10 protein-coding genes are annotated in these 15,181 nt (G+C 68.2%); 6 read left to right on the top strand and 4 right to left on the bottom strand.

What is annotated here, in order from left to right; translation table 11 throughout:
• Nucleotides 1–55: 55 nt before the first annotated feature.
• Genes CLD20_RS11825 through fdhF form a run of 3 tightly spaced genes read left to right on the top strand, consistent with a single transcriptional unit; the run spans nt 56 to nt 5,231 of the window.
• Nucleotides 56–1,729, top strand: coding sequence for an NAD(P)H-dependent oxidoreductase subunit E (locus CLD20_RS11825; RefSeq protein WP_224406848.1), 1,674 nt, complete (start codon nt 56–58; stop codon nt 1,727–1,729).
• Nucleotides 1,729–2,364 (top strand): LysE family translocator, encoded by a 636-nt coding sequence (locus tag CLD20_RS11820; protein WP_224406847.1) that lies wholly within the window; start codon nt 1,729–1,731, stop codon nt 2,362–2,364. Before CLD20_RS11825 ends, CLD20_RS11820 begins: the two co-directional genes overlap by 1 nt.
• Nucleotides 2,361–5,231, top strand: coding sequence for a formate dehydrogenase subunit alpha (gene fdhF, locus CLD20_RS11815; RefSeq protein ID WP_224406846.1), 2,871 nt, complete (start codon nt 2,361–2,363; stop codon nt 5,229–5,231). Before CLD20_RS11820 ends, fdhF begins: the two co-directional genes overlap by 4 nt.
• Before the next feature lie 163 nt (nt 5,232–5,394).
• Here the strand turns inward: fdhF and CLD20_RS11810 are convergent, their stop codons facing one another.
• A complete protein-coding gene (locus CLD20_RS11810; protein ID WP_224406845.1) occupies nt 5,395–6,267 on the bottom strand; it encodes an aldo/keto reductase family oxidoreductase in 873 nt (290 codons plus the stop codon).
• 94 nt (nt 6,268–6,361) lie between these two features.
• Here CLD20_RS11810 and CLD20_RS11805 point away from each other — a divergent pair, with 94 nt between their 5' ends.
• Nucleotides 6,362–7,261, top strand: coding sequence for a LysR family transcriptional regulator (locus tag CLD20_RS11805; RefSeq protein WP_224406844.1), 900 nt, complete (start codon nt 6,362–6,364; stop codon nt 7,259–7,261).
• A gap of 97 nt (nt 7,262–7,358) precedes the next feature.
• Here the strand turns inward: CLD20_RS11805 and CLD20_RS11800 are convergent, their stop codons facing one another.
• The 3 genes from CLD20_RS11800 to CLD20_RS11790 form a co-directional block, all read right to left on the bottom strand.
• The gene (locus tag CLD20_RS11800; protein WP_224406843.1) at nt 7,359–8,435 is read right to left on the bottom strand and encodes a D-alanine--D-alanine ligase family protein; all 1,077 of its coding nucleotides are present in this window, start codon (nt 8,433–8,435) and stop codon (nt 7,359–7,361) included.
• Between the two features lie 220 nt (nt 8,436–8,655).
• On the bottom strand, nt 8,656–8,826 hold the full coding sequence (locus tag CLD20_RS11795; protein ID WP_224406842.1) for a DUF1328 domain-containing protein: 171 nt from the start codon (nt 8,824–8,826) through the stop codon (nt 8,656–8,658).
• Between the two features lie 121 nt (nt 8,827–8,947).
• Nucleotides 8,948–9,514, bottom strand: a complete 567-nt coding sequence (locus CLD20_RS11790) for an NUDIX hydrolase (protein ID WP_224406841.1) — start codon at nt 9,512–9,514, stop codon at nt 8,948–8,950.
• 190 nt (nt 9,515–9,704) lie between these two features.
• On the opposite strand from CLD20_RS11790, the gene pepN reads away from it, so the two are divergent.
• Nucleotides 9,705–12,368 carry an aminopeptidase N gene (gene pepN, locus CLD20_RS11785; protein WP_224406840.1) on the top strand — a complete coding sequence of 888 codons (2,664 nt, stop codon included), beginning with the start codon at nt 9,705–9,707 and terminating at the stop codon, nt 12,366–12,368.
• Nucleotides 12,369–12,521: 153 nt separating this feature from the next.
• Nucleotides 12,522–14,813: a PAS domain-containing sensor histidine kinase gene (locus tag CLD20_RS11780; RefSeq protein ID WP_224406839.1), complete on the top strand. Its 2,292-nt coding sequence runs from the start codon at nt 12,522–12,524 to the stop codon at nt 14,811–14,813.
• Nucleotides 14,814–15,181 lie beyond the last annotated feature (368 nt).

The raw sequence follows: 15,181 nt of genomic DNA, 5'->3' as shown, positions 1-15,181 counted from the left end.
CAACAGGACAAACGGTCGCGCGCTCGAAACCGAAGCGGCCGAGAAGGAACAAGGGATGGATGCGCCGCGCGGCAAGAAGCGCCGGAAATTCGCCGAGCCGAAGGGTCGCCAAGTCGATGAGGCAGCGCTTGCCGAAATCGCCGCGCTGCTGGCCGGCCGCACGCTCAGGCGCGACCATCTCATCGAATACCTGCATCTCATCCAGGACGGCTTCGGCCATCTTGCGGCGCCGCATCTGAGGGCGCTCGCCCATCTCATGCGCCTGTCGATGGCCGAGGTCTTCGAGGTGGCGAGCTTTTATCACCACTTCGACATCGTGAAGGAGGGCGAGGCCGCTCCGCCGCCGGTGACGATCCGCATCTGCGATTCCATCACCTGCATGCTTGCCGGCGCCGAAGCGCTGATCGAACAGGCGGAAGCCGGCCTCGCCTCGTCCGAAATCCGGGTCGTGCGCGCCCCCTGCATGGGCCGCTGCGCGGAGGCGCCGGCCGCCATGGCCGGCAAGCGCGCGGTCGGAAATGCGAGCCTCGAAAAGCTCGCCGCCGTCGCCGCCTCCGGCGACCTTTCGGCGGAAATCGCCGACTATGTCCCGCTGCAGGAATACCGCGCCGGGGGCGGCTACCGCCTTCTCGCCGCGTGCCGCGCCGGGGAAAAGAGCCCGGGCGAGATCGCCGATGCGCTCGGCGAGGCCGGGCTGCGCGGCATGGGCGGGGCCGGCTTTCCGGCCGGCAAGAAATGGGAGATCGTCCGCTCCTTCGAAGGCCCCCGGCTGATGACCGTCAATGGCGACGAGGGCGAGCCCGGCACCTTCAAGGACCGGCATTATCTGGAGACCGATCCGCACCGGATGCTGGAGGGTGCCCTGATCGGCGCCTGGGCCGTGGAGGCGGAACGGCTCTACCTCTACATGCGCGACGAATATCCGGGAGTGCTGGAAATCCTCCGCCGCGAGATCGCGGCCCTCGAGGAAGCCGGCATTGCCCCGCCCGGCTTCATCGAGCTGCGCCGCGGCGCCGGCGCCTATGTGTGTGGCGAGGAATCGGCGATGCTGGAATCGATCGAGGGCAAGCGCGGCCTGCCCCGGCACCGCCCGCCCTATATCGCCGAGCGCGGCGTCTTTGCCCGGCCCACCCTCAACCACAATGTGGAAACGCTGTGGTGGGTGCGCGACATCGTGGAAAACGGCGCCGCCTGGTTCGCCGAACAGGGCCGCAACGGCGCCAAGGGGGTGCGCTCCTATTCCGTTTCCGGGCGCGTCGCCGAACCCGGCGTCAAGGTGGCGCCCGCCGGCATCACGCTCGCCGAACTGATTGCGGAATATTGCGGCGGCATGGCGGAAGGCCACAGCCTCAAGGCCTTCCTGCCGGGCGGCGCCTCGGGCGGCATCTTTCCCGCCTCGATGGCCGACACGCCGATGGATTTCGGCCAGTTCGAGAGCGCCCGCGGCTTCATCGGCTCGCATGCCGTCGTCGTCCTTTCGCAGGAGGACGACATTCGCGCCGCGACGCTCAACCTGATGCGCTTCTTCCGCCACGAAAGCTGCGGCCAGTGCACGCCCTGCCGCTCCGGCACGGAAAAGCTCGTCCATCTCCTCACCGACGGGCCGCTCGACGAGGAGGTTCTGCGCGACCTGGAGGCTGTGATGCGCGATGCTTCCATCTGCGGGCTCGGCCAGGCGGCGCCGAACCCGCTCAACCACCTTCTCACCTATTTCCGGGAGGAGATGTGATGCTCCACGCCTATCTCGTCACGCTCGCCGGCGTCCTCTTCGCGCAGGCCGCGCCGGGCCCCAACATGCTCGCCGTCGCCGGCGTCGCCCTCGGCCAGGGCCGCCGCGCCGCCCTCCTCACCGTCCTCGGCGTCGCCTCGGGCGTCCTTCTCTGGTCGGCCGCCGTCGCCTTCGGTCTCGCCGCCGTGCTCGCCCTCTATCCCGCCTTCCTGACCGCGATGAAGGTCGTCGGCGGCTCCTATCTCCTCTATCTCGGCATCAAGGCGCTCAGGGCGGCCTTCACAGGCGCTGCCGGCTCGGTGCGCGTGCAGGCGGTCCGCCTTGATGCGGGCGCCGCCTGGCGGCGCGGATTTCTGGTGGTCCTCACCAACCCCAAGGCGGCGCTGATGTGGATCGCCGTCGGCACCTTCCTCTTCGGCTCCGGCCTCACCCCGCTTCAGGTCCTCGGCTTCGGGCCGCTTGCCTTCGTCACCGCCGCGCTCATCTACGGTGCCTACGCCTTCCTCTTCTCCACCGGGCCCGCCCTGCGCGGCTATGCCCGCTTCGCGCGCGTCATCGAGGGCCTGTTCGGGTCGATCTTCGGCCTCCTCGGCGGCCGGCTTCTCCTCGACGGGATAAAGGAGCTGCGGTCTTGAGCGACATCACCTTCACCCTCGACGGCAAAGAAGTCACCGCCCAGCCGGGCGAGACCATCTGGCAGGCGGCCAAGCGGCTCGGCACGCGCATTCCGCATCTGTGCCATCTCGACGAGCCGGGCTACCGCCCGGACGGCAATTGCCGCGCCTGCATGGTGGAGATCGAGGGCGAGCGCGTGCTCGCCGCCTCATGCATCCGCAAGCCCTCCGAGGGCATGGTGGTGAAGAGCGCCGGCGAGCGGGCGGAGCGCGCCCGGCGCATGGTCTTCGAGCTCCTCCTTTCCGACCAGCCGCCGCGTCAAGGACACCCGGACCCGGAAGCGAAGTTCTGGCGCTGGGCGGAGGAGATCGGCGCTTCGGGCGCGCGCCTGCCGTCGAAATTCTCGCGCGCCGACGGCGGCGTGGAAAATGCCGAGGCCGGCCGCCAGGGCGCCTTCGGGTACGAGGCCGACGACATCGTCCATGGCGACGGCCATCTCGACCGCGCCCTTCTCCACGACGCCTCGAACGTCGCCATCGCCGTCAATCTCGACGCCTGCATCGAATGCAACCTGTGCGTCCGCGCCTGCCGCGAGGTGCAGGTGAACGACGTCATCGGCATGGGTTTCCGGGGCCATCTGGAGCGCCCGGTCTTCGATTTCGACGATCCGATGGGCGCTTCGACCTGCGTCACCTGCGGGGAATGCGTGCAGGCCTGCCCGACCGGCGCGCTCTTCGAGAAATCGATGATGGACGGGGATGCGCGGGCGCGGAAAATCGTGCCGGACCGCATCGTCGACAGCGTCTGTCCCTATTGCGGCGTCGGCTGCCAGACGCGCGTGGCGGTCAAGGACGAGACCATCGTGCAGGTCGACGGGCGCGGCGGCCCGGCCAACGAGAACCGGCTCTGCGTCAAGGGCCGCTTCGGCTACGACTACATCCGCCATCCGCACCGGCTGACAAAGCCGCTGGTGCGCCGCGAGGATGCGCCGAAGCGCGGCGACATGATGCTCGACCCCGCCAATCCGTGGGAGGTCTTCCGCGAGGCGACGTGGGAAGAGGCGATGGAGCGGGCCGCCGCGGGCCTGAAGCGCATCCACGCCGAGGACGGCGGCAAGGCGATCGCCGGCTTCGGCTCGGCCAAGGGCTCCAACGAGGAGGCCTATCTCTTCCAGAAGCTCATCCGCCAGGGTTTCGGCACCAACAACGTCGACCATTGCACGCGGCTCTGCCACGCCTCCTCGGTCGCCGCGCTGATGGAAGGCGTCGGCTCCGGCGGCGTCTCCGCCCCGTTCACCGCGGCGGGGGAGGCCGACTGCATCATCGTCATCGGCGCCAGGCCGGAGCAGAACCATCCCGTCGCCGCCACCTATCTGAAGCAGGCGGCGGAGAAGGGCGCCAAGCTCGTCGTCATCGACCCGCGCGGCCAGGAGCTGATGCGCCACGCCTCGCATTCATTGACCTTCACGCCGGGCACGGACGTCGCCCTCCTCAACGCCATGCTCAACGTCATCGTCGCTGAAAAGCTCTACGACGAGCAGTACATCCAGGCGCATGTCGACGGCTTTGCGGCGCTGAAGGAGAAGGTGAAGGATTTTTCGCCGGAAGCGATGGCGCCCGTCTGCGGCGTTGCGGCCGAGAAGATCCGCGAGGTCGCCCGCCTCTACGCCACCGCCGAACGCTCCATCATCTTCTGGGGCATGGGCATCTCGCAGCATATCCACGGCACCGACAATTCGCGCTGCCTGATCGCGCTCGCGCTCATCACCGGCCATATCGGACGGCCGGGCACGGGTCTGCATCCGCTGCGCGGCCAGAACAACGTGCAGGGCGCCTCCGATGCCGGCCTCATCCCGATGGTCTTTCCGGACTACAAGTCGGTGGAGGACGAGAATGTGCGCGGGCACTACGAGGATCACTGGGGCCGCGCCCTCGATCCGGTGCGCGGCCTCACCGTCGTGGAAATCGTCGACGCCATCCACGAGGGCACCATCCGGGCGATGTACATCATGGGCGAGAACCCGGCGATGTCGGACCCCGACCAGCGCCATGCCCGCGCGGCGCTGGCAAAGCTCGATCATCTCGTCGTGCAGGACATTTTCCTCACCGAGACGGCCTTTCATGCCGACGTGGTGCTGCCCGCCTCCGCCCATGCGGAAAAGCTCGGCACCTACACCAACACCAACCGCCAGGTGCAGATCGGCCGGCCCGTCCTCAAACTGCCCGGCGAGGCGCGCCAGGACATCGACCTCATCGTGGAGCTGGCGCGGCGCGTCGGGCTCGACTGGAACTATGCGGGCGTGAAGGAGGTCTATGAGGAGATGCGCTCGCATATGCGCTCGCTCGACCACATCTCCTGGGAGCGGCTGGAGCGCGAGGGCTCCGTCACCTATCCGGCCGACGGCGACGACACGCCCGGCAACGAGATCGTCTTCACCTCCGGCTTTCCGACGCCCGACGGGCGGGCGCGCCTCGTGCCGGCCGACCTCACCCCGCCCGACGAGGTGCCGGACGAGGCCTATCCGATGGTGCTGACGACGGGCCGCATGCTGGAGCACTGGCACACCGGGGCGATGACGCGCCGCGCCGGAGCCCTCGACGCGCTGGAGCCGGTCGCCGTCGCCTCGCTCAATCCGCGCGAGGCGGAAAGGATGGGGCTCGCCCCGGGCGACGCCATCGTGGTGGAGACGCGCCGCGGCGACATCGCGCTGAAGCTGCGCGCCGACCGCGACGTGCCGCCCGGCATGGTGTTCATCCCCTTCTGCTTCTACGAGGCGCCGGCGAACGTCCTCACCAATCCGCAGCTCGATCCCTTCGGCAAGATCCCGGAGTTCAAGTTCTGCGCCGCCAGGGTGCGCGCGGCGGTCCCCGCCGAGGCGGCGGAGTAAGCGGAAGGCACGTTCTCTTCATCGCCGGGCTTGATCCGGCGATCCATTCCTCGGCGTGAGATCCCATCAGCGGGAATGGAATGGATGCCCGGGCCAAGCCCGGACATGACGAGAGAGAAAAGCGCGGGCTCTCGGCCCACACCCTCCGCCCGGCCCAAAAACCCTACTTCGCCGCCGCGCCGATACCGTCCAGCTCCCGCATTGCGTCCTGCGGCAGCTCCAGCTCGGCCGCGGCGAGGTTTTCCCGCAGATGCTCCGGCGAGGAGGTGCCGGGAATGAGGAGGATGTTTTTTGAGCGCCTCAGGAGCCAGGCGAGCGCCACCTGCATCGGCGTTGCCCCGAGCCTTTCCGCCACCTCGGTCAGGACCGAGGATTGCAGCGGCGAAAACCCGCCGAGCGGGAAGAAAGGCACATAGGCGATACCGGCCTCGGCGAGCTCGTCGATGAGGGCGTCGTCGGCCCGGTGGGCGAGGTTGTAGTGGTTCTGCACGCAGGCGATCTCGGCCATGTCGCGGCCCTGTCTCACCTGCGCAAGCGTAGCATTGCTGAGCCCGATATGGCGCACGAGCCCCTCTTCCTGGAGCCGGACGACCGCCTTCAGTTGCGCCTCGATGGAGCCCTCGGCCGGCGCCTCGGCGAACATCAGACGCAGATTCACCACCTCCATCTGCTGAAGGCCCAGATGTTCGAGGTTTTCTTCCACCGCCTTCCTGAGCTCATCCGGCGTGGAGGCCGGCAGCCAGGCGCCCTTGTCGTCGCGCCGCGCGCCGATCTTCGTCACGATGACGAGATCCTCCGGATAGGGGTGCAGGGCCTCGTGGATCAGGCGGTTGACCACATAGGGGCCGTAGAAATCGCTGGTGTCGATATGGTCGACGCCGCTCGCCACCGCCTCGCTGAGGACGGCGCGCGCCTTCTCCTCATCCTTCGGCGGGCCGAAGACATGCGGGCCAGCAAGCTGCATCGCACCGTAGCCGATGCGCTTCACGTCGCGGTGGCCGAGCCTGAAGGTGCCGGCCTGTTCAATGTTCGTCATGGATCTTTCTCCCTTGATGCAGCCGATAGCTAGGGCATGGCCGGCCGTTCGATAATCCGGCACAATCAGTACAGGCTGTGCGGAGAAGCAGACAATGGACGCCGACCTGAAAGACCTGAAGGCCTTCATCGCCGTGGCGCGGGAGAAGAGCTTTCGCGGCGCGGCGCGGCAGAGCGGTGCGAGCGCCTCCTCCCTCAGCGAGGCGGTCCGGCGGCTGGAGGCGGTGCTCGGCGTCCGGCTCTTCAACCGTACGACCCGCAGCGTAACGCCGACGGAGGCGGGCGAAGGCCTGCTTGCACGTCTCGGCCCGGCGCTTGGCGAGGTGGAAGCCGCGCTCGACGTCGTCAATGTCTATCGCGACCGGCCTGCCGGCACCCTGCGGCTCAACGTGCCGGAAAGCGCGGCGCGGCTGGTGCTGCCTTCGATCGTGCCGCCCTTCCTCGCCGCCTATCCCGACATCCGGCTGGAGGTGTTCGTCGAGGAGAGCTTCGTCGACGTCATCGCCTCCGGCTGCGACGCCGGCATCCGCTATGACGAGCGGCTGGAGCAGGACATGATCGCCGTGCCGATCGGCCCGCGCAGCCAGCGCTTCGCCACCGCCGCCTCCCGCTCCTATCTGGAGCGGAACGGCCGGCCGGAGCATCCGCGCGATCTGCTTGGCCATGCCTGCCTTAGGGGGCGCTTCGCCAGCGGCAGGATGGCGGTGTGGGAGTTCGAACGCGACGGCGAGTTGATCGAGATCGATCCGGGTGGGCCGCTTCTCGTCCAGCTCGGCGGGGGAACGGAGCTCTTGGTCGACGCGGCCATCGCCGGCACCGGCATCGTCACTCTCTTCGAGGACTGGCTGCGCCCGTATTTCGCCAGCGGCGCGCTGGAGCCGGTACTGGAGCCATGGTGGGAGAGCTTTTCCGGGCCCTTCCTCTATTACCCTGGCCGGCGCCTCGTGCCAGCGCCGCTGCGCGCCTTCGTCGATTTCATCAGGGCGCGGGGCTGACGGCGTCTATTCCAGAACGGACGGTCCGAGGTCTGCCCCAGACTTTCTCGTCATTGCCGGACTTGATCCGAAAATCCATCCTGCGGCGGCAAAGTTCTCAGAGCGAGCGCTTCGCCCGCGCCAGACCGTGGGCGACAAGCCGGTCGATGACCTCGCCATAGCTGACGCCGCTCGCCGCCATCACCTTGGAGTACATGCTGATGTCGGTGAAGCCGGGGATGGTGTTGAGCTCGTTGAGGAGGAGCCCCTTCTCCTCGCTCAGGAAGAAGTCGATGCGGGCCATGGCATCGCATCCGGTCACTTGGAACGCCGTCGCCGCGGTCTCGCGCATGCTGTCCTCGACCTCCTTCGGCAGCTCCGCCGGCACCTTGAGGGCGGCGCCCTCGGCGTCGACGTATTTGGCGTCGTAACTGTAGAAGCCGTGGCTGGTGGCCGGCACGATCTCGCCGGGAAGCGAGACGAACAGGCCGCCCTCGGCGTCTTCCAGCACCGCACATTCGACTTCGCGCCCCTTGATGAACTCCTCGGCGAGCAGCTTGCTGTCGTGGCGGAAGCCCTCGGCGAGGGCGTCGTCGTACTCCGCCTCGCTTGCGACCTTGCTGACGCCGACGGAAGAGCCCTGCCGGGCGGGCTTGACGAAGAGCGGCAGGCCAAGCGCCTCCTTCACCTCGGCGAACGATGGCGCCGCGCCCTGGCGGATGGTGAGGGACCGCGCCACGGCAATGCCCGCCTCCCGCAGCAGCCGCTTCGTCAGGTCCTTGTCGAGCGCCACCGCCGAGCCGAGGACGTCGCAGCCGACCAGCGGCACGCGCGCCACTTCGGCGAGGCCCTGCACCGTGCCGTCCTCGCCGAAGAGCCCGTGCAGGACGGGAAAGAGGATGTCGATCGGCGCCGCCTCGTGCGGGGCGCCGTCCTGCGGCACGGCGACGACGCGGCCCCGGCCGCCCGGCAGCAGACAAAGCTCCGTCCCCGATGAGGGCCTTTCCAGCTCGCCGTCGACGAAGCGGCTCGCCAGCCACCTTCCATCCTTCGTCACGAAGACCGGCAGGGGATCGTATTTTTCGGGATCCAGAGCCTGCATCACGTTCGTCGCCGACATGATCGAGACGTCGTGTTCGGCCGAACGCCCGCCGAAGAGGATGGCGATGCGCAGCCGTTGCTGGAAAGCGGTCATGGGAGGCGTCCGGCGGTCAGGAATTGCAGAAGGCCCGCGGGTTGGGTGCGGGCGGCGGGAGGAGTGACAGCCTGACTGCCGCCCCCAGGTGATTTCTAGACCCGAATGCGGCCCTCGTGGGGCGCTTTGCCGGAACCGTCAAGCCCGCGCGGGGCGAGGCAGAACGCAAAAAGGCCGCCGGCAACGCCGGCGGCCCTTGAAGTCAGTGCTTCCCGAAAAGCTAGACCCGGCGGCCGCGAACGGCGCCCGTGATGGCCGAGATCAGGAAGAGAACCACTGCGACGAAGAAAATGATCTTGGCGATGCCAACCGCTGTACCGGCAATGCCGCCGAAACCAAGAACAGCCGCAATCAGAGCGATAACCAGAAAGGTCAGTGCCCAACCGAGCATGACAAAATCTCCTGCTTGTTGCGCGCCCTCAAGGGGCGTTCGGGATGGATAACGCCCGAAAACCGGATTCGGTTTCACGCATACTTGAATGGGCCGCCGGAGACCCTTCGCGGGCCTGCCTCTAGGCGCCGCGCGCGAGCAGCGCCTGCGCCATGATCAGCGTCTTGGCGTCGATGATTTTCCTCTCCCTCATGAGCCGGTAGAGATCGTCCAGAGGCATCTCGATCACCTCGATTTCCTCGCCCTCGTGATCGTTGCCGCCGCCCTCGCCGATACGGTCGGCGGGCTCGTAGACGGCAAGATAGAGATGCGCCAGCTCGTCCAGGCAGCCGGGGGCGGGATAGACGCTCGCCAGGTGCTCCGCGCCGCCGAGCCTAACGCCCAGCTCCTCCTCGCCTTCGCGCAGCGCCGCCTCCCGCGGCGTCTCGCCCGGATCGATGATGCCTGCGCAGGCCTCCAGCACCCAGCCGTCGCCTTCGCTCCGCGCCAGCAGCGGCGCCCGCAGCTGGCGCACCAGAAGCGCCATGCGGCGCTCGGGGTCGTAGGGCAGAAGACTTGCCGCATCGCCGTGTGTGATAATCTCGCGCCGATGCTCGCCCGTCCCGCTCGCGACCGTCACCTCTTCCAGCCTGTTCCAGCCATCATAGGCCGTGCGCCGGGAGATGATCTTCCCTTTCGTCTCGCTCATGGTCCCGTCCGTTTTCTGCCGCGGGGAAACTAGGCCGCGCGTCGCCGCGCCGAAAGGGCGGCATGGCGCCATGCGCATTCTTTGCGCAGGGATCGGGCTTTGCGCAGGGATCGGGCTTTGCGCAGGGATCGGCGCTTCCCCTCTCCGCCATTCGCCTCTACATGCGGAAGCGAGGGCTCAGGAGGCCATGATGCAGAAGGAAGCGGCCGCTCTGGTGCGGCTGGAAGAATACCGTCCGACCGACTATGCGATCGACACCGTCGCGCTCGACTTCTCGCTGGCGCCGACGGCGACGCGGGTGACGGCGCGGCTGGAGCTTCGCCGGCGCGCCGAGGATGGCCCGCCCCCGGCCCTCGTCCTCGACGGCGACGGGCTGAAGCTCGTCTCCATCTCGCTCGACGGCAGGCGCCTTTCCGCCGAGGAATACGAGGCCAGCCCCGACCGGCTCACCATCACGAACCCGCCTTCCAGCCCCTTCCGGCTGGAGACGGTGACGGAGATCGATCCGGACAACAACACGGCGCTGATGGGTCTCTACCGTTCCTCCGGCGTCTACACGACCCAGTGCGAGGCGGAGGGCTTCCGCCGCATCACCTATTTCTACGACCGGCCCGACGTCCTTTCCGTCTACACCGTGCGCATCGAGGCGCCGGCGGCGGAGGCGCCCGTCCTTCTTTCCAACGGCAACCTCACCGAAAGCGGGCCGCTCGCCGGCACCGGGCGGCACTACGCCGTCTGGCACGACCCCTTCCCCAAGCCCTCCTATCTCTTCGCCCTCGTCGCGGGCGACCTCGGCGCCATCCACGACATCTTCGTCACGGCCTCCGGCCGGCGCGTGCGCCTCGCCATCTATTGCGAGCACGGCAAGGAGGAGCGCTGCCGCTACGCCATGGACGCGCTGAAGCGCTCCATGCGCTGGGACGAGGAGGTTTTCGGGCGCGAATACGATCTCGACGTCTTCAACATCGTCGCCGTCTCCGACTTCAACATGGGCGCGATGGAGAACAAGGGCCTCAACGTCTTCAACGACAAATACGTCCTCGTCGACCCGGAGACGGGCACCGACAGCGACTATGCCCATGTGGAAGGCGTCATCGCCCACGAATACTTCCACAACTGGACCGGCAACCGCATCACCTGCCGCGACTGGTTTCAGCTCTGCCTGAAGGAAGGCCTCACCGTCTTTCGCGACGAGGAATTCTCCGCCGACATGCGCTCGCGGCCGGTCAAGCGCATCGCCGACGTCATCGGCCTCAGGCAGGCGCAGTTCCCGGAGGATGCCGGCCCGCTCGCCCATCCGGTGCGCCCGACCGCCTACCGCGAGATCAACAACTTCTACACGGCGACCGTCTACATCAAGGGCGCCGAGATCTGCCGCATGCTGAAGACCCTCCTCGGCGAGGAAGGGTTTAGGGCCGGCATGGACCTTTATTTCGAGCGGCACGACGGCGGCGCCGTCACCATCGAGGACTTCGTGGAATGCTTCGCCGAGGCGACCGGCGAGGACCTTTCGCAGTTCTCTCTCTGGTACCATCAGGCAGGCACGCCGAAGGTGACGATGCGCCATCGTTTCGACGAGGCGGCCGGCACGCTGTCGCTCTCGCTGAAGCAGGAATTGCCGGAAACGCCGGACAAGAAGCCGAAGAAGCCGATGCTCCTGCCGCTCGCCTTCGGCCTCGTCGGACCGGACGGGCAGGATCTCTCCTTCACGTCAACGGAAGGCGCGGAAGATCTCGCCGATGCGGGCAAGGCGCTGGAGCGCGGCCTCATCCTTCTCGGCGCCGACGCCGCGGAGCTCACCTTCACCGGCCTCAAGGCGCGCGCCGTTCCTTCCGTGCTGCGCGGCTTTTCCGCCCCGATCCAGCTTGAGGGAGACCTTTCGGCGGACGACCTCTTCTTTCTCGCCCGCCAGGACGGCGATCCGTTCAACCGCTGGGAGGCGCTGCAGGGCCTTGCCCGCCGCGCCATCGCCGAGGGCTACCGCGCGCGCCGCGCCGGGGACGTGCCGCGCTTCGATCCGCGCCTTGCCGCCGCCTTCGGCGAGCTTGCCGAGAACGAGGCCTTCGACCCGGCCTTCCGCGCTCTCGCCCTCGCCCTGCCGTCGGAAGGCGAGATGGCGCAGATCCTCGCCAGCGACGTCGATCCGGACGCCCTGCACGACGCGCGCGACGCGCTCGCCGCGGAGATCGGCCGGATCTCGGGGGCGCGCATCGAGGCGGCCTCGCGCCGCGCCATGCCGGAGGCGGTCTATTCGCCGGACGCGGAAAACGCCGGCCGCCGCGCCTTCGCCCATGCCGCCTGGCGCTACCGCGTCGCGGCCGGCGAGGATGGCGCCTTCCTGACGGAGGCCTTCGCGAAGGCGGAGAACCTCACCGTGCGCAGCGCCGCCCTCGCCGTCCTCGTCCATGCCCGCCTTGCCGGCGCCGAGGAGGCGCTCGCCGCCTTCTACGAGCGCTACCGCGACAACCCGCTGGTGCTCGACAAGTGGTTTTCCGTCCAGGCGACGCGGCCCGGCCACGACACGCTCGAGGTCGTCGCCGCCCTCACGGAGAGCCCCGCCTTCTCGTGGAAGACGCCAAACCGCGTCTATTCGCTGGTGCGCGCCTTCGGCGGAGCAAACCTCACAGCTTTCCACAGGCCGGACGGGGCGGGATACCGCTTCCTCGCCGATGCGATCGTGAAGCTCGACGGACAAAATCCCTCGGTCGCCTCGCGGCTCGCCACCTGCTTCCGCAGCTATCGCCTCTTCGAGGCGGAACGGCGGGAAAAGGCCGAGGCGGTGCTGAAATCCCTCGCCGGGCGCGACAACCTCTCACGCGACGTCTCCGACATCCTCACGCGCACCCTCGCCTGAACGCTCCATCCCCTGCGGCACGCCGCCGGCAGGGATGGACATTCCGATTCGCCCGGATTCAAATGAACTGATTCGGGGGAGCGGGGTCCCCCCAATCACTGGAGGTGGGGAATGACGCGGGCTCCTGAAGCCATCGCGTCGGCGGTTCGTCGTTTGCCGCAGATCAGGCGCCTGGATCGCCAGGCTTTGGTCGGGCATGCGCGGCTGTTCATCCACCCGGATTACGTCCGCCTGGTGCGCGCCGAGCCGCTCACCGGCAAGCTCGTCCCCTTCCTGATCCTGCTCGTCATCGTCGCTCTCGGCATCCTGCGCATCTCCGTCCTCGGCGAAGCGCGCATGCAGATCGAGCACCAGTCGCGCTCCGATCTCGCGCTCATCGCCGTCGCCGTCGCCACGAACCTGGAAGACAGCCGCAGCCAGATGCCGGCCGCGGCCATGTCGGAGACCTATCACGGCATCCTCGCCAACGCCGTGCCGGAGGATGCCTCGGGCGAGGGGCGCGTCATTCTTCTGGCCGATCCGCTCGGCAAGATCGTCGCCGCCGATCCTTACGGCAACGACGCGGTCGGCAAGAGCCTCGACGACGTGCTCGGTCCCGGCCAGCCCCTGACGACGCTCGGCGCGCGCGCCGGCGTCCTCTCCATCCGCCTGCCCATCGGCGAGGAGGTTCTCGCCACGGTGCGCCATATCGGCGAGGCCACCGGCTCGGTCGCCATCTACCAGCCGCTCTCGGCCGCCTATGCACCCTGGCGCAAGCGCGTCTCGCGCGAGGCCACGGTCTATGTCGCCATCATCTTGATGATGGTCATCCTCGGCGCCGCCTACCAGGCGCAGAAGGTGCGCGCCGACGAGGCCGACTGCATCTATTCGGAGACCCAGGCGCGCGTGCACATGGCGCTGATGCGCGGCCGTTCGGGCCTGTGGGACTGGGACCTGTCGCGCGGGGCGATGTTCTGGTCGCCCTCCATGTACGACCTCCTCGGCATGCCGACGCGCACCGGCCTCCTGTCGGCCGGCGATGTCGCCGACCGCATCCACCCGGAGGACGGCAACCTCATCGAGCTCGCCAACGCCCTCATCGAATCCGATGGCGGGCAGATCGACCGCGAATTCCGCATGCGCCACGAGGACGAGCGCTGGATCTGGATCCGCGCCCATGGCGAGGTGGTGCGCGACACGGACGGTCAGCCGCACTGGATCGGCATCGCCGTCGACGTGACGGAATCCAAGCTCGCCGCGGAGGCCTCGCGCACCGCCGACCTGCGTCTGCACGACGCCATCGAGGCGATCTCGGAGGCCTTCGTGCTGTGGGACGCTTCCAACCGTCTCGTCCTGTGCAACTCCAAGTACCAGGAGCTTTACCGCCTGCCGGACAACCTCGTGCGCGCCGGCACGGCCTATGCCGATGTGGTCGGCTCCGGGCGCCGGCCGCAATTCGCCTCGCTGCTGCCGACGTCGGAAAGCCCGCAGCTCGGCGGGCGCACCGTGGAAGCACGCATCGAGGACGGGCGCTGGCTGCAGATCAACGAGCGCCGCACCAAGGATGGCGGCTTCGTTTCCGTCGGCACCGACATCACCGCGCTGAAGCAGCACGAGGCGCAGCTGATGGAGAACGAGCGCACGCTGACGGCGACCGTCGCCGACCTGTCGCGCTCGCGCCAGCAGCTGGAAAAGCAGACCCAGGAGCTGGTCGAGCTTGCCGAGAAATACGCCCTGGAGAAGGAGCACGCCGAAGAGCTCAGCCGCGTGAAGTCGGAATTCATGGCCAATGTCAGCCACGAGCTGCGCACGCCGCTCAACGCCATCATCGGCTTCTCGGAGATGATGCAGTCGGGCGCCTTCGGTCCGCTCGGCGACGAGAAATACGACGAATACTGCTCCGACATCCTGACCAGCGGCCGCTATCTCCTCTCCGTCATCTCCGACATCCTCGACATGGCGCGGCTGGAATCGGGCCGCATCACGCTCGACACCACCGAGATCGAGCTCGGCGCGCTGGCCGAGGAGATCGTCTTGACCATGGGCCACGAGGCAGCGGAGGCAAAGCTGACGCTCTCGCAGGAGGCGGAGGAGAACCTTTCGCTGGAGGCCGATCGCAAGGCGCTGCGGCAGGCGATCCTCAACGTCGTCTCCAACGCCATCAAGTTCACGCCGGAAGGCGGCTCGGTGAAGATCGTGGCGCGCCGGCGCGGCGGCGAGGCCGTCCTGACAGTGGAGGATACGGGCGTCGGCATTGGCGCAAAGGCGCTGGAGCGGCTCGGCCGCCCCTTCGAGCAGGTGCAGCGCCAGTTCACCCGCGACCACAAGGGCTCCGGCCTCGGCCTCGCCATCACCCAGTCGCTCGTCACCCTCCATGGCGGCGAGATGCGCATCGAATCGACCGAGGGCGTCGGCACCCGCGTCACCCTCACCCTGCCGCTCAGCCAGCAGAAGCAGGCCGCCTGACCGCACCAACCTCTCCCTTGAAGGGAGAGGTCGGCAAGTCCCGAGCGAAGCGAAGGGAAATGACGGGTTAGGGTGAAACCTCCCCCGCGAAGGCGTCGGCGAGCGGGTTCTGCGCTGTGGCCACTCGAGGGCGCCGTGCGCGCTGCGGCGACCCCCTCACCCGGTCGGCTCCGCCGACCACCCTCTCCCTCAGAGGGGAGAGGGTTGGGGCCTGCGGCCGCCGTCGGAGCAGCACGTCAGCGCAGCGCGGTGCACACCGGCAGCGCGTCAGGCACGGCGCGAAACCTCTCCCTTGAAGAGAGAGGTCGGCAAGTCCCGAGCGCAGCGAAGGGAATGCCGGGTGAGGGTGAGGCCTCGTCTCGCGAGGG

Origin of the sequence: Afifella sp. IM 167, assembly GCF_020144925.1 — a bacterium.
In the GTDB taxonomy this organism is placed as follows: domain Bacteria; phylum Pseudomonadota; class Alphaproteobacteria; order Rhizobiales; family Afifellaceae; genus Afifella.
The sequence above is the reverse complement of the archived record's forward strand: the minus strand, read 5'-3'. Positions and strand labels throughout refer to the sequence as shown.